Here is a 15779-nt window from a genome sequence, read left to right on the forward strand (position 1 = left end):
GGACCTGCTTTCGGGACGCCGCCCAATCAACGGCTTGTGTCTGGACCTATATTGGTTACATTCCCCGACCAGCGGCCGTGAGGAGCCGGTTACCGGGAGCAGAAATCATGCGGTCAAACGCACCCCCCCGTTTCGGATGCGCGCTTATCGCGACCGGCATGATGCTCGGCACCACCGGCGTGGCCGATGCGCAGGACCGCCTGCCGCTGGTCCCGCAACCCGCAGCGATGACGCGCGGGACCGGCGCCGTGACGATCACGGCGGGCAGCACGGTGTCCGCCGATCCCGGCGATGCCGGCACCACCGCCGCCGCCCGTCTGCTCCTCGCCCATGTGAAGACCGAACGCGGCCTGACGCTGGCAACCGGCGCGCGCGGCGTGATCCGCATCGATCGCGACGCGACGATCAAGGGTGCGGAAGCCTATCGCCTGACGGTCGATGCGTCCGGCGTGCGGATCGCGGCGTCGGGCGATGCCGGGCTCGTCTATGGCGCGATGACGCTGGCGCAGCTGATCAGCCCCGATCGCGCGTTCGGCCAGCCCGTCCGGATTCAAGCGGTCACGATCGACGATGCCCCCCGCTTCGGCTGGCGCGGGCTGATGATCGATACCGCGCGGCATTTCCAGTCGCTGCCCTCGCTCTATGCGATCGTCGACCAGATGGCGTCGGTGAAGCTCAACACGCTCCATCTCCACCTCACCGACGATCAGGGCTGGCGGTTCGAGGTCAAGGCCTATCCCCGGCTGACCGCGATCGGCAGCGTCCGGACGTCCCCCTCGACCGGCGAGGCGCCTGGCACGCAGGTCGGCGGCTTCTACACGCAGGACGAGCTGCGCAAGCTCGTCGCCTATGCGACCGAGCGCGGCATCGTCGTCGTCCCCGAGATCGACCTGCCCGGCCACGCGCAGGCGCTCGTCGCCGCGTATCCGGACCTCGGCGTGCTCGGCGACACGCCGAAGGTCAGCAGCGACTGGGGCGTGAACCCCTATCTCTTCAACCCCGGGCCAAAGGGCATCGCCTTCGTCAAGACGGTGCTCGACGAGATCATGGCGGTCTTCCCCGGCACCTATGTCCATCTCGGCGGCGACGAGGCGGTCAAGGATCAGTGGGAACGCAGTCCCGAAGTCCAGGCGCAGATGGTAAAGCTCGGGATCAAGGACGAGAACGGACTGCAGAGCTGGATGATCGACCAGTTCGGCGAATATCTTGCCAGCAAGGGCCGCCGCCTGATCGGCTGGGACGAAATTCTCGAAGGTGGCCTCCCCGCCTCCGCATCGGTGATGTCGTGGCGTGGCGAAAAGGGCGCGGTCGAGGCCGCGAACCAGAACCACGACGTCGTCCTGTCGCCTGCACCGACGCTCTACCTCAACAGCCTGCAAAGCGATCACAGCGACGAACCGCCAGGGCGGATCGATATCCAGTCGCTCGAGACCGTCTATAAATACGAGCCGATGCCCGCGGGGATCCCCGCCGACAAGGCGCATCACGTGCTCGGTGCACAGGGCAATCTGTGGAGCGAGTACATCGTCACGCCCTATCAGATGCAGCATCTGATCTTCCCACGCGCCGCCGCGCTCGCCGAGATCACCTGGTCGGGCAAGGACAAGCGCGACTTCGGCAGCTTTCTCGAGCGGGTCCAGCCGCAGATCGGCCGCTGGCGCACCTCCGGCATGCAGGTCGCGGACAGCGCGTTCGCAGTCGGCTATACGCTCGCCGGCACACGCGGCGATGCGTTGCGCACCAAAAACGCCAAGGTCTCGCTGGCGACGCAGGCGCCCTATGGCACGATCCGCTACACGCTCGACGGCAAGGCCCCCGGCCCGCGGTCGCCCGCCTATACGGCACCGCTGTCGATCAAACCCGGGGTCAAGATCCGCGCCGCCGCGTTCGACGCCGCCGGTCAGCAGATCGCCGAGCCACGCCTGTTCGATACCGGCCGCCAGGCGCTGCTGACGCGCACTGCCTCCGACATGGTCGCCTGTCCAAAGGGATCGCTCGCACTCCGCGTGCCGTTGACGCCCGAGGCGCAGGCGAACGCTCCGGTGTACAATATCGACCTGTTCGACCTGTGCACTGCCTATCCCGCCGCGCCGATGGATGCCGCAAAGGGCTTCACGATCGATATCGCCCGCCTGCCGCGTCATTATGCGCTGGCGCATGAAGACACGAAGCTGCGCCGGCATTATAACGTCACCCCGCACGGCGAGCTGATCGTGCTCGTCGGCTGCACCGTGGCGGGTGCCAAGCCGGTCGTGGCCGGCACCTTCCCGCTCCCCGATCCGGCAACCGCCGCCACCCGGTTCAGCGTCAAGGGCCGCCTGCCCGCGCTGACCGGCGACCGCGACATCTGCCTGCAATTCACCTCCCCCACGTCCGATCCCTATTATGCGGTCGAGCGGATGCAACTCACGGAGACACGCTGATGCGTCGCTGGTTCCTACTCCCTCTCCTCGCGCTCGCCTCGCCCGCGATCTCGGCCCCGAAGACGGTGGTCACGCTCGACCGCGACTGGCAGGTGCGGATCGATCCGACCGACACGAGCGCGGTCGCCGCGCACAAACGCGAGGCGAAATGGCTCGCGGCCACCGTGCCGGGATCGGTCCAGCAGGACCTGATCGCCGCGCGCCGCGTCCCCGATCCCTATAAGGGCATGAACGAGGGCGCGATCCAGTGGGCTGGGCTGACCCGGTGGCAGTTCCGCCGCGTGCTCGACGTCACGCCCGCGATGCTGGCGCGCGACCATCTCGACCTCGTATTCGATGGTCTCGACACCTTTGCGACCGTCACCGTCAACGGCACGGCGCTGCAGAAGACCGACAACGCGCACCGTCGCTGGCGGGTGGACGCGAAATCGGCGTTGAAGGCTGGCCGCAACGAAGTGCTGGTGACGATCGCCTCGCCGATCCGCACACTCCAGCCGATGGTGCTCGCCGAGAAGCATCCGCTTCCCGGCGAATATGACAGCGCGTTCGGCGACGAGCCCAAGGGCAAGCAGACCTCGCCCTATATCCGCAAACCCAAATATCATTACAGTTGGGACTGGGGTCCCCGGATCGTCAATATCGGCATCTGGCGTCCGGTCCGTCTCGAGATCTGGGACGAGGCGCGGATCGAGACGTTCCGGGTCGAGCAGGAGGATCTGAGCGACGCCGAGGCGCGGATCGCGGCGAAGCTCGACATCGTCGCCGACACGCCCGGTCGCACCACCGTCCACGCCGTGGTCACGGGCCCCGACGGCAAGACCGTCACGGTCGACCGCAGCGTCACGCTCGCCGCCGGCAGCAACAGCGTCTCGCTCCCGCTGACGATCGCCGCGCCGCAGCGTTGGCAGCCGATCGGCTATGGCGCGCAACCGCTCTACACCGTCACCGCCTCGCTCGCGGGCGCGCAAGCGACCGCCGAGGACAGTGTCACGCGGCGGATCGGCCTGCGCACGGTCGAACTGATCCGCAAGGATGGCAGCTTCGGCTTCAAGGTCAACGGCACGCCGATCTTCGCCAAGGGCGCGAACCTCATCCCGTTCGACATGTTCCCGTCGCGCGTCACCCCCGCCTATATGCAGACGATCCTGAAGGGCGCGGCGGACGCCAACATGAACATGATCCGCGTCTGGGGCGGCGGCTATTATCTCGACGACGCCTTTTACGACATGGCCGACCGCATGGGGCTGATGGTGTGGCAGGACTTCATGTTCGGCGGCAGCGTCACGCCGCCCGACGCCGCATTCCGCGAGAATGTCCGGATCGAGGCCGAGCAGCAGGTCGCCCGGATCGGCTCGCATCCCTCGGTCGTGATCTGGGCCGGCGGCAACGAAGTGCTGTCGGGCTGGGAGAACTGGTCCGATCGCAAGGCGTTCAAGAAGGCGGTCGGCGCGGATGAGCAGGAGCGGATCGGTGCGGGCATGGCGGTGCTGTTCGACCGCGTGCTGCGCCAGGCGGTGACGAAATATTCGCCCGGCACCCCCTATTGGCCCGGCTCCCCCTCGACCGATTATGAGGGCCCGACCGACACCGACAAGAACGGCGATCGCCATTTTTGGGATGTCTGGTCAGGCTCCAAACCGGTCGAGCGCTATCTCGACAGCTGCCCGCGCTTCATGTCCGAATATGGCTTCCAGGCGATGCCGGACCTCGCGACGATCCGCGCCTTCGCGGGCAAGGGACCGCTTGCCGCCGACAGCCCGGTGATGAAGGCGCATCAGAAATTCCTCGCCGGCGAGGGCAATGAGCGCCTGCTGATGTATCTGCGCGATCGCCTGCGCCCGGCGAAGGATTTCGCCGATCTCGTCTATCTGACGCAGGTCAACCAGGCCGAGGCGATCCGCATCGCCGCATTGCATCACCGTGCGTGCCGCCCGGTGACGATGGGATCGCTCTACTGGCAGCTGAACGACGTCTGGCCCTCGATCAGCTGGGCGAGCATCGATCATGACGGCCAGTGGAAGCTGCTGAACTATGCCGCGCGGCGCTTCTTCGCCCCCCAGGCGATCGCCGCGGAGCACAAGGACGGCGCGACGCGGATCTCGCTGATCTCCGACGCGACCACGCCGATCACCGCGCGCTGGCGGGTGCGCGCGATGGACATGGCGGGCGCCGTGCTGAACGACACCACCACGCCCGCGACGCTGCCGCCGCTCTCGTCGACGCTCGCCGCGACGCTCCCCGACGCGACGCTGTTCGGCAGTGCCGCGCCGGGGGCCAGCTATGCGGTCGCCGAGCTGATCGTCGGTGACGCGGTCGCCAGCCGTGCGATCATCGAACGCGCGCTGCCCAAGGACATGGCCTATCCCGATCCGGGCCTGAGCGTCACCTGGTCGGGCTCGACCGCGACGATCACTGCCAGCCGCTTCGCCCGCGCGGTCATGCTCGATTTCGGGGACGTGGCGGCGCAGCCCGCCGATGACGGGTTCGATCTTCTGCCGGGCGAGACGCGGACCGTCGCCGTTGCGTCGGACGCGTCGCCTGCCACACTGCGCAAAGCGCTCACCTTGAGGACCCTTGCCCGATGATCTGGCTCCTGCTCGCCTCCGCCGATCCCGTCGCCACCGCGGTCGCCACCATGTCGATGGAAGAAAAGGCCGCGCAGCTGCAAAGCACCGCGCCCGCCGATTCGAAGCTCGGGCTTCCCGCCTATGACTGGTGGAACGAGGGACTGCACGGTCTCGCGCGCAACGGTCATGCGACCGTGTTCCCGCAGGCGATCGGCATGGCCGCGACCTGGGATCCGGTGCTCGTCCGCAAGATCGGCGACGTCGTCGCGACCGAGGCACGCGCGCGCTTCAATGCGAAGCCCGCCAATGCCGATCGCCGCATCTATGAAGGGCTGACGATCTGGTCGCCCAACATCAACATCTTCCGCGATCCGCGCTGGGGGCGCGGGCAGGAAACCTATGGCGAGGACCCGTATCTGACCGGGCGGCTCGGCGTCGCGTTCATCGGCGGCCTCCAGGGCCCCGACCCGCTCCACCCCAAGGTCGTCGCCACGCCAAAGCATTTCGCGGTGCACAGCGGCCCCGAGGCCGGGCGCGACAGTTTCGACGTCGACCCCAGCCCGCAGGATCTTGAGGCAACCTACCTGCCCGCCTTCCGCCAGGCGGTGACCGAAGGCAAGGCGCTCTCGCTGATGTGCGCGTACAACTCGATCCACGGCGTGCCCGCCTGCGCATCGTCGCCGCTGATGGTCGACCGGCTGCGGCGCGACTGGGGCTTTACCGGCTTCACCGTCTCGGATTGCGACGCGGTCGGCAATATCAGCACCTATCACCACTATCGGCTCGACACGCCCGGCGCCGCGGCAGCGGCGATCAGGGGCGGCACCGACCTCAATTGCGGCACCGCCTATGCCGGCCTCCCCGCCGCAGTTCGCCAGGGCCTGGTGAGCGAGGCTGAGGTCGACACCGCGCTGACGCGCGCCTTCCGCGCCCGCCGTGCACTGGGCATCGCGTTCGGCGGCGACAGCCCGTGGAGCAAGATCGGCACCGATCAGGTCGACACCCCCGCGCACCGTGCGCTCGCGCTCGAGGCGGCGCGCAAGTCGATCGTGCTGCTCAAGAACGATGCCAGCCGCCTGCCGCTCAAATCGGGCAGCCGGATCGCGGTGATCGGCACCAATGCCGACGATATCGGCGTGCTCCAGGGCAATTACCACGGCACCGCGGTCGCCCCGATCACCCCGCTCGACGGCATCCGCAAGCAGTTCGGCGCCGCCAATGTCCGCTATGCCCAGGGTTCGGTGCTCGCCGACGGCGCGCCGGTGGTGGTGCCCGAGACCGTCTTTCCGCAGGGACTGAAAGCCGAATATTTCGCAGGTACCGGGACGACCAGCGGAACGCCGGTGCTGACGCGTACCGAACGCCGCGTCGATGCGGACCTCAACCGCGTCAGTCCGGCGCCCGGGCTTGGCCGCAGCTTCGGCGTCCGCTGGTCGGGCGTCTTCACTCCGCCCGCCGCGGGTGACTATACGCTGGTGATCGACGTCCCGGCGTGCTGGAAAGACTGTTCGGTCCATGACGTCGCACGCCTCTGGATCGGCGACCGCCAGCTCACCGCCGGCGAGATCAAGAAGGGCCGCGTCGAGATCCCGGTCTCGAGCGACGGCAAGCCCGCCGCCTTCCGCCTCGAACTCGATCACCGCAGCGACGACGAGGGCATCCGCCTGCTCTGGACGCCGCCCGCCGCGCCGATGCTCGCCGCTGCCGTCGCCGCCGCAAACGCGTCGGACGTCGTCGTCGCGGTGATGGGCCTGTCGCCCGATCTCGAGGGCGAGGCGCTGTCGGTCAGTGTCCCCGGCTTCGTCGGCGGCGACCGCACCGACATCGGGCTTCCGCTCGCGCAACAGGCACTGCTGAAAGCACTGCGCGCGACCGGCAAACCCGTCATCCTCGTCCTGACCAGCGGCAGCGCGGTGGCGGTCGATCCGTCGCTCGCCGACGCGATCCTGACCGCCTGGTATCCGGGCCAGGCCGGCGGCACCGCGATCGCCGAGACGCTGGCGGGGCTCAACAACCCCTCGGGTCGCCTTCCCGTCACCGTCTACAAGTCCGCCAGCGATCTGCCCGCCTTCATCGACTATACGATGAAGGAGCGCACCTATCGCTATTTCACCGGCAAGCCGCTCTGGGGCTTCGGCCACGGGCTGAGCTATACCAGCTTCGGCTATGCCGCGGCAAAACCCGGCCTCACCGTCGCGGCCGGCCAGCCGCTCACGATCGCGGCGAAGGTCTCGAACACCGGCGCGCGTGCGGGCGAGGAGGTGGTTCAGGCTTATCTCGTCCCGACCGCGACAACTGGTGGCGGTCCGACCACCGCGGTGCTCCAGCGCCAGCTCGTCGGCTTCGACCGCGTCGCCCTCAAGCCCGGCCAGTCGCGCACCGTCTCGTTCGCGCTCGATCCCCGCTCGATGAGCAGCGTCGCGCGGGACGGCACGCGCACGATCCAGCCCGGCGCCTATCGCCTCTATGTCGGCGGCGGCCAGCCCGGCGACGGCGAGGGACAATGGACCGACCTGACGATCACAGGCGCAGCGGTGGGGCTGCCCAAATGATCGATCGCCGTTCGTTGATCGCCGGCGGGCTCGCGCTCGTCGGCACCCCTGCTTTTGCCGCCCGCCCGAACCTGCCCTCCAAGCGCCCCGCCGTCGCCGACCGTCTGTTCAAGAGCCGGGCGGTGGAACGCGAGATCGCCCGCGTCTCGGCCCGGATCGCCGATCCGAAGCTGCGCTGGATGTTCGGCAACTGCTATCCCAACACGCTCGACACGACCGTGCGGATGTCGACCATCGGCGGTGCCCCCGACGCGTTCGTCATCACCGGTGACATTCCGTGCCTGTGGCTGCGCGACAGCTCGGCGCAGCTCCGCCCCTATCTTCACCTCGTCCGCAACGATCCCGCGCTGCGCACGGTGTTCCGCGGGCTGATCGCCCGCCAGTCGCGATCGATTCTGCTCGATCCCTATGCCAATGCGTTTCTCGAGGATCCCGCCGGCAAGACCGAGCTGAGCTGGGCGTTGCACGACCAGACCGAGATGAAACCGGGTGTCGCCGAGCGTAAATGGGAGATCGACTCGCTCTGCTACCCGATGCGTCTCGCTTATGGCTATTGGCAGGCCACGCGCGACGCGACCCCGTTCGACGCGACCTGGGCGGAGGCAGCACGCGCCAGCCTGCGCACCTACCGCGAGCAGCAGCGCAAGGACGGCCGCGGACCCTATAGCTTCCTGCGCGCCTCGAACCGCAATACCGAGACGATGGCGCTCGAGGGCTGGGGCAATCCCGCCAAGCCGAACGGCCTGATCCAGTGCGGTTTTCGTCCGTCCGACGATGCCTGCCTCTATCCCTATCTGATCCCGGCCAATCACTTCGCGGTGACGACGCTGCGCGAACTGGCCGTCGTCGCGAAGGAGGCGCGCAACGATACCGCGCTCGCCGCCGATGCCACCGCGCTCGCGGCCGAGGTCGAGACCGCGCTCAACGCGCATGGCAAGATGCGGCTGCGCGACGGCCGCGAGGTCTGGGCCTATGAGGTCGACGGGTTCGGCAACGCGGTCTTCATGGACGACGCCAACGTGCCGTCGCTGTCCGCGCTTGCCTATATGGGCTGCGTTCCCGCCACCGACCCGCTCTGGCGCCGCACCTCGGACGCGGCCTGGAGCGACGCCAATCCCTATTTCTTCAAGGGCACCAAGGCGGAGGGGATCGGCGGCCCGCATGTCGGGCTCGGCCAGATCTGGCCGATGTCGCTGATCATCCGCGCGCTTGCCGGCGCCGACGACGCGACTGTCCGCAGCTGCCTCAGGATGCTGCGCGATACCGATGCCGACACCGGCTTCATGCACGAGGCGTTCGACAAGGACGATCCCGCCAAGTTCACGCGCAGCTGGTTCGCCTGGACGAACGGTCTGTTCGGGGAACTGCTCGTCCATCTTGCCGATACCCGCCCCGCGCTGCTGGCGGCGCCGTTATGAGGCTCACGCGACGTGCGTTGCTTGGCTCGACCGGTGCGCTGGCGCTGACCGGCGCGATGCCGGCCTTTGCCGGCCGGTCGCGCGCGGTGCCCGATCTGTGGATCGGGACCGGCGGTGACGGTCATACCTATCCCGGCGCGACCGTGCCGTTCGGCATGGTCCAGGTCAGTCCCGACACGGATACGGAGAACTGGGCGAACTGCTCGGGCTATCATCGCGGTGACCCGTCGATCATGGGCTTTTCGCACACGCATCTGTCGGGCACCGGCATCGCCGACATGATGGACGTGCTCGTCGTGCCGGCGCGCGGCCCGGTCAAGCTGCGCCCCGGTGCACCCGACAAGCCTGGCGAAGGCTATCGACAGACCTATGCGCAGGAAAGTGCCGAGCCCGGCTATTATGCCTGCACGCTCGGCAACGGCGTCCGCTCCGAACTCACCGCCGAAGCGCGGGTCGGCTGGCAGCGGCACCGCTTTCCCGCCGGCCCCGGGCATCTCCTGATCGACCTCGGCAATTACCGCGACAGCCGCCCGGGCGAAGGCCCGCTGATCGACGACAGCCGGATCGAGCTCGAATCGGACGGCATCCTGATCGGCAGCCGCCGCACCTTCCGCTGGGCCAAGGGGCGCCGCATCCACTTCGCGATGCAGGTCTCGCGCAAGCCAGACCGGATCACGCTCCATGCGGGCGACCAGGTCGTCAACGGCGCGATCGCGACCGCCGACCGCGTGCGCGCGGTGCTGCACTACGACGATGCGGGATCCGCCCCGATCGTCGTGCGGACCGCGGTCTCCGCGGTCGACATGGCGGGCGCACGGACCAACCTCGCCGCCTCGGCGTCGCGCGACTTCGATGCCGCGCGGCGTCAGGCGATCGGCGACTGGGCCGACGCGCTCAAGACCGTGAAGATCGACGGTGGCAGCGACGACCAGCGCGTCGTCATGGCCACCGCGCTCTATCATGCGATGCTCGCGCCGACGCTCTTTTCGGATGTCGACGACCGCTATGTCGGGCTCGACCGGCTGGTCCACAGCGTGCCCAAGGGCGAACAGGCCTACAGCACCTATTCGACCTGGGACACCTACCGGACGCTCCACCCGCTGCTGACCCTGGTCGCGCCCGATCGCGCGCGGTCGCTCGTCCGCGACCTGGTTCGCCAGACGCAGCAAAGCGCCTATGGCCCGCCCTGCTGGCCGCTCCAGGGGGTCGAGACCGGCACGATGATCGGCTGGCATTCGGTCGCGATCATGGCGGAGGCCGCGGCCAAGGGCATCGACGCAGACTATGCCGCCGCCTGGCCCGCGATCCGCACGCGTGCTTTCGACGCCAAGGCGCCCGACCTCGTCAACAGCCGCGCGCGGGGCACCTATATCGCGCGTGGCTATCTGCCCGCCGATCAGGTCGACGAGTCGGTCAGCCGGACCCAGGAATATGCCTATGACGACTGGGCGATGGCCGCCCTCGCGGCCAGGGCCGGCGCGACCGATGACGCGGCCCGCCTGCGCGAGCGCAGCCGGAACTATCGCAACGTCCTCGATCCGACGATCGGCCTGGCGCGGCCCAAGCTTGCCGATGGCAGCTGGCTGACGCCCTATGACCCGATCCAGCTCGGCCATATCAAGCGCTACCACGACTTCACCGAAGCCAATGGCTGGCAGACGACCTTCCTCAACCAGCATGATCTCTACGGCCAGATCGCGCATTTCGGTGGCGACGCGAAGTTCGCCGCACGCCTCGACGCGCTCTTCGCCGCGCCCTCGACCCTGCCCAGGGACGCACCGCCCGACATATCGGGGCTGATCGGCCAATATGCGCACGGCAACGAACCCGATCAGCACGTGCCCTATCTCTACGCCTATGTCGGCCAGCCCTGGAAGACGCAGGCGCTGGTCCGCAAGATCCTGACGACGATGTACAAGCGCACGCCCGACGGGATCATCGGCAATGACGATTGCGGCCAGATGAGCGCATGGTTCGTGATGTCAGCGCTCGGCCTCTATCCGGTCGATCCGGTCGCGGCGGTCTATGTGTTCGGCTCGCCGCTCTTCACCCGCGCCGAACTCAAGGTCGGGGGTAAGCGCAAGGTCGTGATCGAGGCGCCGGGCAACCGCATCGATACGCCCTATGTCACCGCGGTCACCTGGAACGGCAAGCCCTGGACGAAGAGCTGGATCTCGCATGCGGACCTCGTCGCCGGCGGTACGTTGCGCTTCACCATGTCCGCCACCCCCGATCCGGCGTTCGGCGCGAAGCTCGCTGACCGCCCCCCCTCGTTCGGCCGCCCCGCCACCTGAATTCCCATGGAGACGATGATGACCGAAGTTTCCCGCCGCCTCCTGCTCGCCTCGGGCCTCGCCGCAACCGCGACGCCCGCGCTCGCGGCGACCCGCGCGGCCGCCCCCAAGCCATGGGGTGCGACGCCGTCGAAGCGCCAGCTCGCCTGGCATGCGCGCGAGCAATATGCCTTTGTCCATTTCTCAATCAACACCTTCACCGATCGCGAATGGGGCTATGGCGACGAGGATCCCAAGCTCTTCGATCCGACTGATTTTGACCCCGACCAGATCGTCGCGGCGGCAAGGGCAGGCGGCATGCGCGGCATCATCCTGACCGCCAAGCATCATGACGGCTTCTGCCTGTGGCCGACGATGCTGACCGAGCATTGCATCCGCAACAGCCCGTACAAGAACGGTAAGGGCGATGTCGTCGGCGAGATGGAGCGCGCGACCAGGCGGGCCGGGCTCGATTTCGGGCTGTACCTCTCGCCCTGGGATCGCAATCACGCGGACTATGGCCGCCCGGCCTATGTCGACTATTTCCGCAAGCAGGTGGTCGAGCTCTGCACGCGCTATGGCACCCTGTTCGAATTCTGGTTCGACGGCGCCAATGGCGGCGACGGCTATTATGGCGGCGCGCGCGACACGCGGAAGATCGATGCGCCGAAATACTACAACTGGCCGTCGATCGTCGCGCTGGTCCATCAGCATCAGCCGATGGCTTGCACCTTCGATCCTTTGGGCGCCGACGTGCGCTGGGTCGGCAATGAGGACGGCGTCGCCGGCGATCCCTGCTGGCCGACCATGCCGAACCATCCCTATGTGCAGAGCGAGGGCAATTCGGGCGTGCGCGGCGCGCCGCTCTGGTGGCCGGCCGAGACCGACGTCTCGATCCGCCCGGGCTGGTTCTATCACGCGGACGAGGATGCGAAGGTCAAGACGCCCGCGCGGCTGGTAAAGCTGTACGACGAGTCGGTCGGTCGCGGCACCAACCTCAACCTCAACCTGCCGCCCGACCGGCGCGGCCGCCTCGCCGATATCGACGTCGCCGTGCTGAAGTCGTTCGGCACCGCGCAGGCCGCCACCTTCGCGCGCGACCTCGCTCAGGGTGCGGTCGCGACCGCCAGCCACAGTCGCGGCGCAGGCTTTTCGCCGGCAAACGTCCTCGACGGTCGCGCCAACAGCTATTGGTCGACCGCCGACGGGATCACGACACCCAGCCTCGTGCTCGACCTTCCCCCCGGCCGAACCTTCGACCTCATCCGCCTGCGCGAATATCTCCCGCTCGGGCTGCGCGTGACGCGGTTTGCGGTCGATGCCGAAGTGGACGGCCGGTGGCGCGAGCTGGCGCAGCACGCCTGCATCGGCGCGCAGCGTATCATCCGCCTGCCCGCACCGGTCACGGCCCGCCGCCTGCGTCTGCGAATCCTCGAGGCCCCCGCCTGCCCCGCGATCCGCGAGATCGCGCTCTTCCGCCAGATCGCGCCAGCCGCGGTCGCGACCGTCGTCGCATCCGACCCTAGCATCGTCGCCACGACGCGCTGGTCGATCGCCGCCGCCTCCGCCCCCGGCGCACAGGCACTGCTCGACAACGATACCGCGACGAGCTGGGCGCTGCCCGCCCCCAAACCCGGCGCCCCCGCCTCGGTGACGATCAACCTCGGCGCGACCGAGACGCTTGCCGGGTTCAGCCTGACGCCGTCGCGCGCGGTGATGGCAGACACCGCACCGCCAAAGGGCTACCGGATCGAGACGAGCACCGACGGCACCAACTGGCAAGAGGCCGGCAAGGGCGAACTGCCCAACATCGCCTATGCGCTCGCGACTCAGCGCATTGCGTTTGCGGCGCCGGTCACGGCCCGTCTGCTCCGCCTCAGCTTTGCCGAAACAGCAATTCCTGCCCGCCGCCTCGCAATCGCCGGAATCGGCGCGTTCCGGCCGCGCAGCGGGTGACGCTATGATACGGTCTGTCCCACGCGTGAAATAAATCGCGGGCATACCTCAGGTCGGATCCGGTGCCGCGACGGTGCCGGTCCGGCCGGGGACACGCCATGACAGCGATCGAAACCAGTGCAACGCCGATGACCAGCATGGCGGGGGCCGCCGCGGACGTTGCAGCGGCCGGGCCGGTGATACGATCCGCCTGGCTCGCACCAGGATTCTATCTCGCCTTCCTGTTCGGTGCGCTGTTCCTGTTCGCGATCGGCCTGCTTCTGCTCTGGCGGTCGGCGAAAAAACTCCGGCGATTCCGGGCACCTGCTGGAAACGGACTCGGTTCGGCGTGGTCCGGGCAACATCCGTCGCCCACGACCTGATCCCCTAACATGAAGCAGGCCGATTCCTTGCCGCCTGCATGGACCCGGTCTGGTGGATCGCACGTTGAGCCCCCGAACTTCGTCCTCGACAGCAAGGATCCGCAATGAGCGACACCGAACAGCGCAACCCCGGCAACGGTGGTGAGACGCATCAGCAGGCAGGCGGCGACGTCCCCGTCCTGACCACCAACCACGGCGTGCCCGTGTCCGACAACCAGAACAGCCTGAAATCCGGCGCGCGTGGTCCCACGCTGCTCGAGGATTTCGTGCTGCGCGAGAAGATCTTCCACTTCGATCATGAGCGGATCCCCGAGCGGATCGTTCACGCACGCGGATCGGGTGCGCACGGCTTTTTCGAAGCTACCGACGACATTTCCGACCTGACCAAGGCAGCAGTGTTCAAGAAGGGCACGAAGACCGAGCTCTTCACGCGCTTCTCGACAGTCGCTGGCGGCGCCGGTTCGGTTGACACCCCGCGCGACGTGCGCGGTTTCGCGGTCAAGTTCTACACGACCGAGGGCAATTGGGATCTCGTCGGCAACAACATTCCGGTGTTCTTCATCCAGGACGCGATCAAGTTCCCGGACCTGATCCATTCGGTGAAGATGGAGGCCGACCGTGCCTATCCGCAGGCCGGTTCGGCGCACGACACCTTCTGGGACTGGGCGTCACTGACCCCGGAATCGACGCACATGCAGATGTGGGCGATGTCCGACCGCACCCTGCCGCGTTCGCTGCGGATGATGGAAGGCTTCGGCGTTCACACGTTCCAGCTCGTGAACGAGGAAGGCAAGTCGAGCTTCGTCAAGTTCCACTGGAAGCCGAAGCTTGGTCTCCAGTCGACGATCTGGGACGAGACGCTCAAGCTCCAGGCCGCGGACAACGACTATCATCGTCGCGACCTGTGGGAAGCGATCGACACCGGCGACTTCCCCGAATGGGAGCTCGGCATCCAGGTGTTCGACAAGGCATTCGCCGAGGCGCAGCCCTATGACGTGCTCGATTCGACCAAGCTGATCCCCGAGGAGGACGTTCCGGTCCGCATCATCGGTCGGATGGTGCTCGACCGCAATGTCGACAACTTCTTTGCCGAGACCGAGCAGGTCGCGTTCCTGCCGACCAACATTGTCCCCGGCATCGATTTCTCGAACGATCCGCTGCTTCAGGGCCGGTTGTTCAGCTATCTCGACACGCAGAAGTCGCGCCTCGGCACGACCAACTTCCACCAGATCCCGGTCAACGCACCGCGCAGCCCCGCTGGCAATTTCCAGCGTGACGGCATGATGCAGACCAAGGTGCCCAAGGGTCGTGCGAATTACGAGCCGAACAGCCTGTCGGTTGTTGGCGAAGACGGTGGTCCGCGCGAATCGCCGAACGGCTTCGTGACGACCACCAACCCGACCGGTGCGGACGAGCAGGGCGAGAAGCTGCGGATGCGCGCCGAACTGTTCGGTGACCATTACAGCCAGGCGCGGCTGTTCTGGGTGTCGGCGACCGACAATGAGAAGGCGCATATCGCGTCGGCGTTCACCTTCGAGCTGTCGAAGGTCGGTCTCGCGCATGTTCAGGAGCGTACCGTTGGCAACCTGCGCAACGTGAACGAGGAACTGGCGACGCGCGTTGCCGATGGTCTTGGCATCCCCCTGCCGGCTGCCAATCCGGCGTTCCGTGCGCCGGTCGACATGCCACCGAGCCCGGCACTGTCGATCCAGAAGAACATGAAGGAGACGCTCGAGGGCCGTCAGGTCGGGATCCTGATCGCCGACGGGTCGGATGGCGCGGAGATCGACGCGGTCGTCGCGGCGGTCGAGGGTGCAGGCGGCAAGCCGGTGCTGGTCGCGCCTAAGGTCGGTGGCGCGAAGCTCGCCGATGGCAGCATGAAGAAGGCACAGGGCCAGCTTGCGGGCAGCCCGTCGCAGATCTTCGACGCGGTGGCGGTCGTCCTGTCGGCCGACGGGTGCAAGATGCTCCTGAAAGAAGGCGCGGCGGTCCAGTGGGTCATGGATGCGTTCGGTCATCTGAAGGCGATCGGTGCCAGCGATGCGGCCAAGCCGCTTCTCGACAAGGCCGGCGTAGAGCCCGATGCGGGTGTGGTGGGGCTGGCCGACATCGCGACCGCAGGTGCAAAGCGCTATTGGGATCGTGAACCCGGCGTCCGCACGCTCGCCTGATCGGCGGTAGAATGAGACCACGCCGTTCGCGCGTGGTCTCANTTCGGTCTGGCCCAG

At 67.5% G+C, this 15779-nt stretch carries 8 protein-coding genes; all 8 read left to right on the top strand.

Annotation, left to right across the window (positions count from 1 at the left end):
- Nucleotides 1–107 precede the first annotated feature (107 nt).
- Nucleotides 108–2423 (top strand): beta-N-acetylhexosaminidase, encoded by a 2316-nt coding sequence (locus IFT71_RS03435; protein ID WP_192139110.1) that lies wholly within the window; start codon nucleotides 108–110, stop codon nucleotides 2421–2423.
- A complete protein-coding gene (locus IFT71_RS03440; protein ID WP_192139111.1) occupies nucleotides 2423–5008 on the top strand; it encodes a beta-mannosidase in 2586 nt (861 codons plus the stop codon). The genes IFT71_RS03435 and IFT71_RS03440 overlap by 1 nt, the downstream gene beginning before the upstream one ends.
- Nucleotides 5005–7542 carry a glycoside hydrolase family 3 C-terminal domain-containing protein gene (locus IFT71_RS03445; protein WP_192139112.1) on the top strand — a complete coding sequence of 846 codons (2538 nt, stop codon included), beginning with the start codon at nucleotides 5005–5007 and terminating at the stop codon, nucleotides 7540–7542. Before IFT71_RS03440 ends, IFT71_RS03445 begins: the two co-directional genes overlap by 4 nt.
- On the top strand, nucleotides 7539–8960 hold the full coding sequence (locus IFT71_RS03450; RefSeq protein ID WP_192139113.1) for a glycoside hydrolase family 125 protein: 1422 nt from the start codon (nucleotides 7539–7541) through the stop codon (nucleotides 8958–8960). The genes IFT71_RS03445 and IFT71_RS03450 overlap by 4 nt, the downstream gene beginning before the upstream one ends.
- Nucleotides 8957–11254 carry a GH92 family glycosyl hydrolase gene (locus IFT71_RS03455; protein WP_192139114.1) on the top strand — a complete coding sequence of 766 codons (2298 nt, stop codon included), beginning with the start codon at nucleotides 8957–8959 and terminating at the stop codon, nucleotides 11252–11254. The genes IFT71_RS03450 and IFT71_RS03455 overlap by 4 nt, the downstream gene beginning before the upstream one ends.
- An 18-nt stretch (nucleotides 11255–11272) precedes the next feature.
- Nucleotides 11273–13189, top strand: coding sequence for an alpha-L-fucosidase (locus tag IFT71_RS03460; protein WP_192139115.1), 1917 nt, complete (start codon nucleotides 11273–11275; stop codon nucleotides 13187–13189).
- Between the two features lie 98 nt (nucleotides 13190–13287).
- Nucleotides 13288–13551 carry a hypothetical protein gene (locus IFT71_RS03465; RefSeq protein WP_152555360.1) on the top strand — a complete coding sequence of 88 codons (264 nt, stop codon included), beginning with the start codon at nucleotides 13288–13290 and terminating at the stop codon, nucleotides 13549–13551.
- A 104-nt stretch (nucleotides 13552–13655) separates the two neighbouring features.
- Nucleotides 13656–15722 (top strand): catalase, encoded by a 2067-nt coding sequence (locus IFT71_RS03470; protein WP_192139116.1) that lies wholly within the window; start codon nucleotides 13656–13658, stop codon nucleotides 15720–15722.
- The last annotated feature ends 57 nt before the right edge of the window (nucleotides 15723–15779 follow it).

Origin of the sequence: Sphingomonas sp. CFBP 13733 (assembly GCF_014841795.1) — a bacterium.
GTDB classification, from domain to species: Bacteria; Pseudomonadota; Alphaproteobacteria; order Sphingomonadales; family Sphingomonadaceae; genus Sphingomonas; species Sphingomonas aerolata.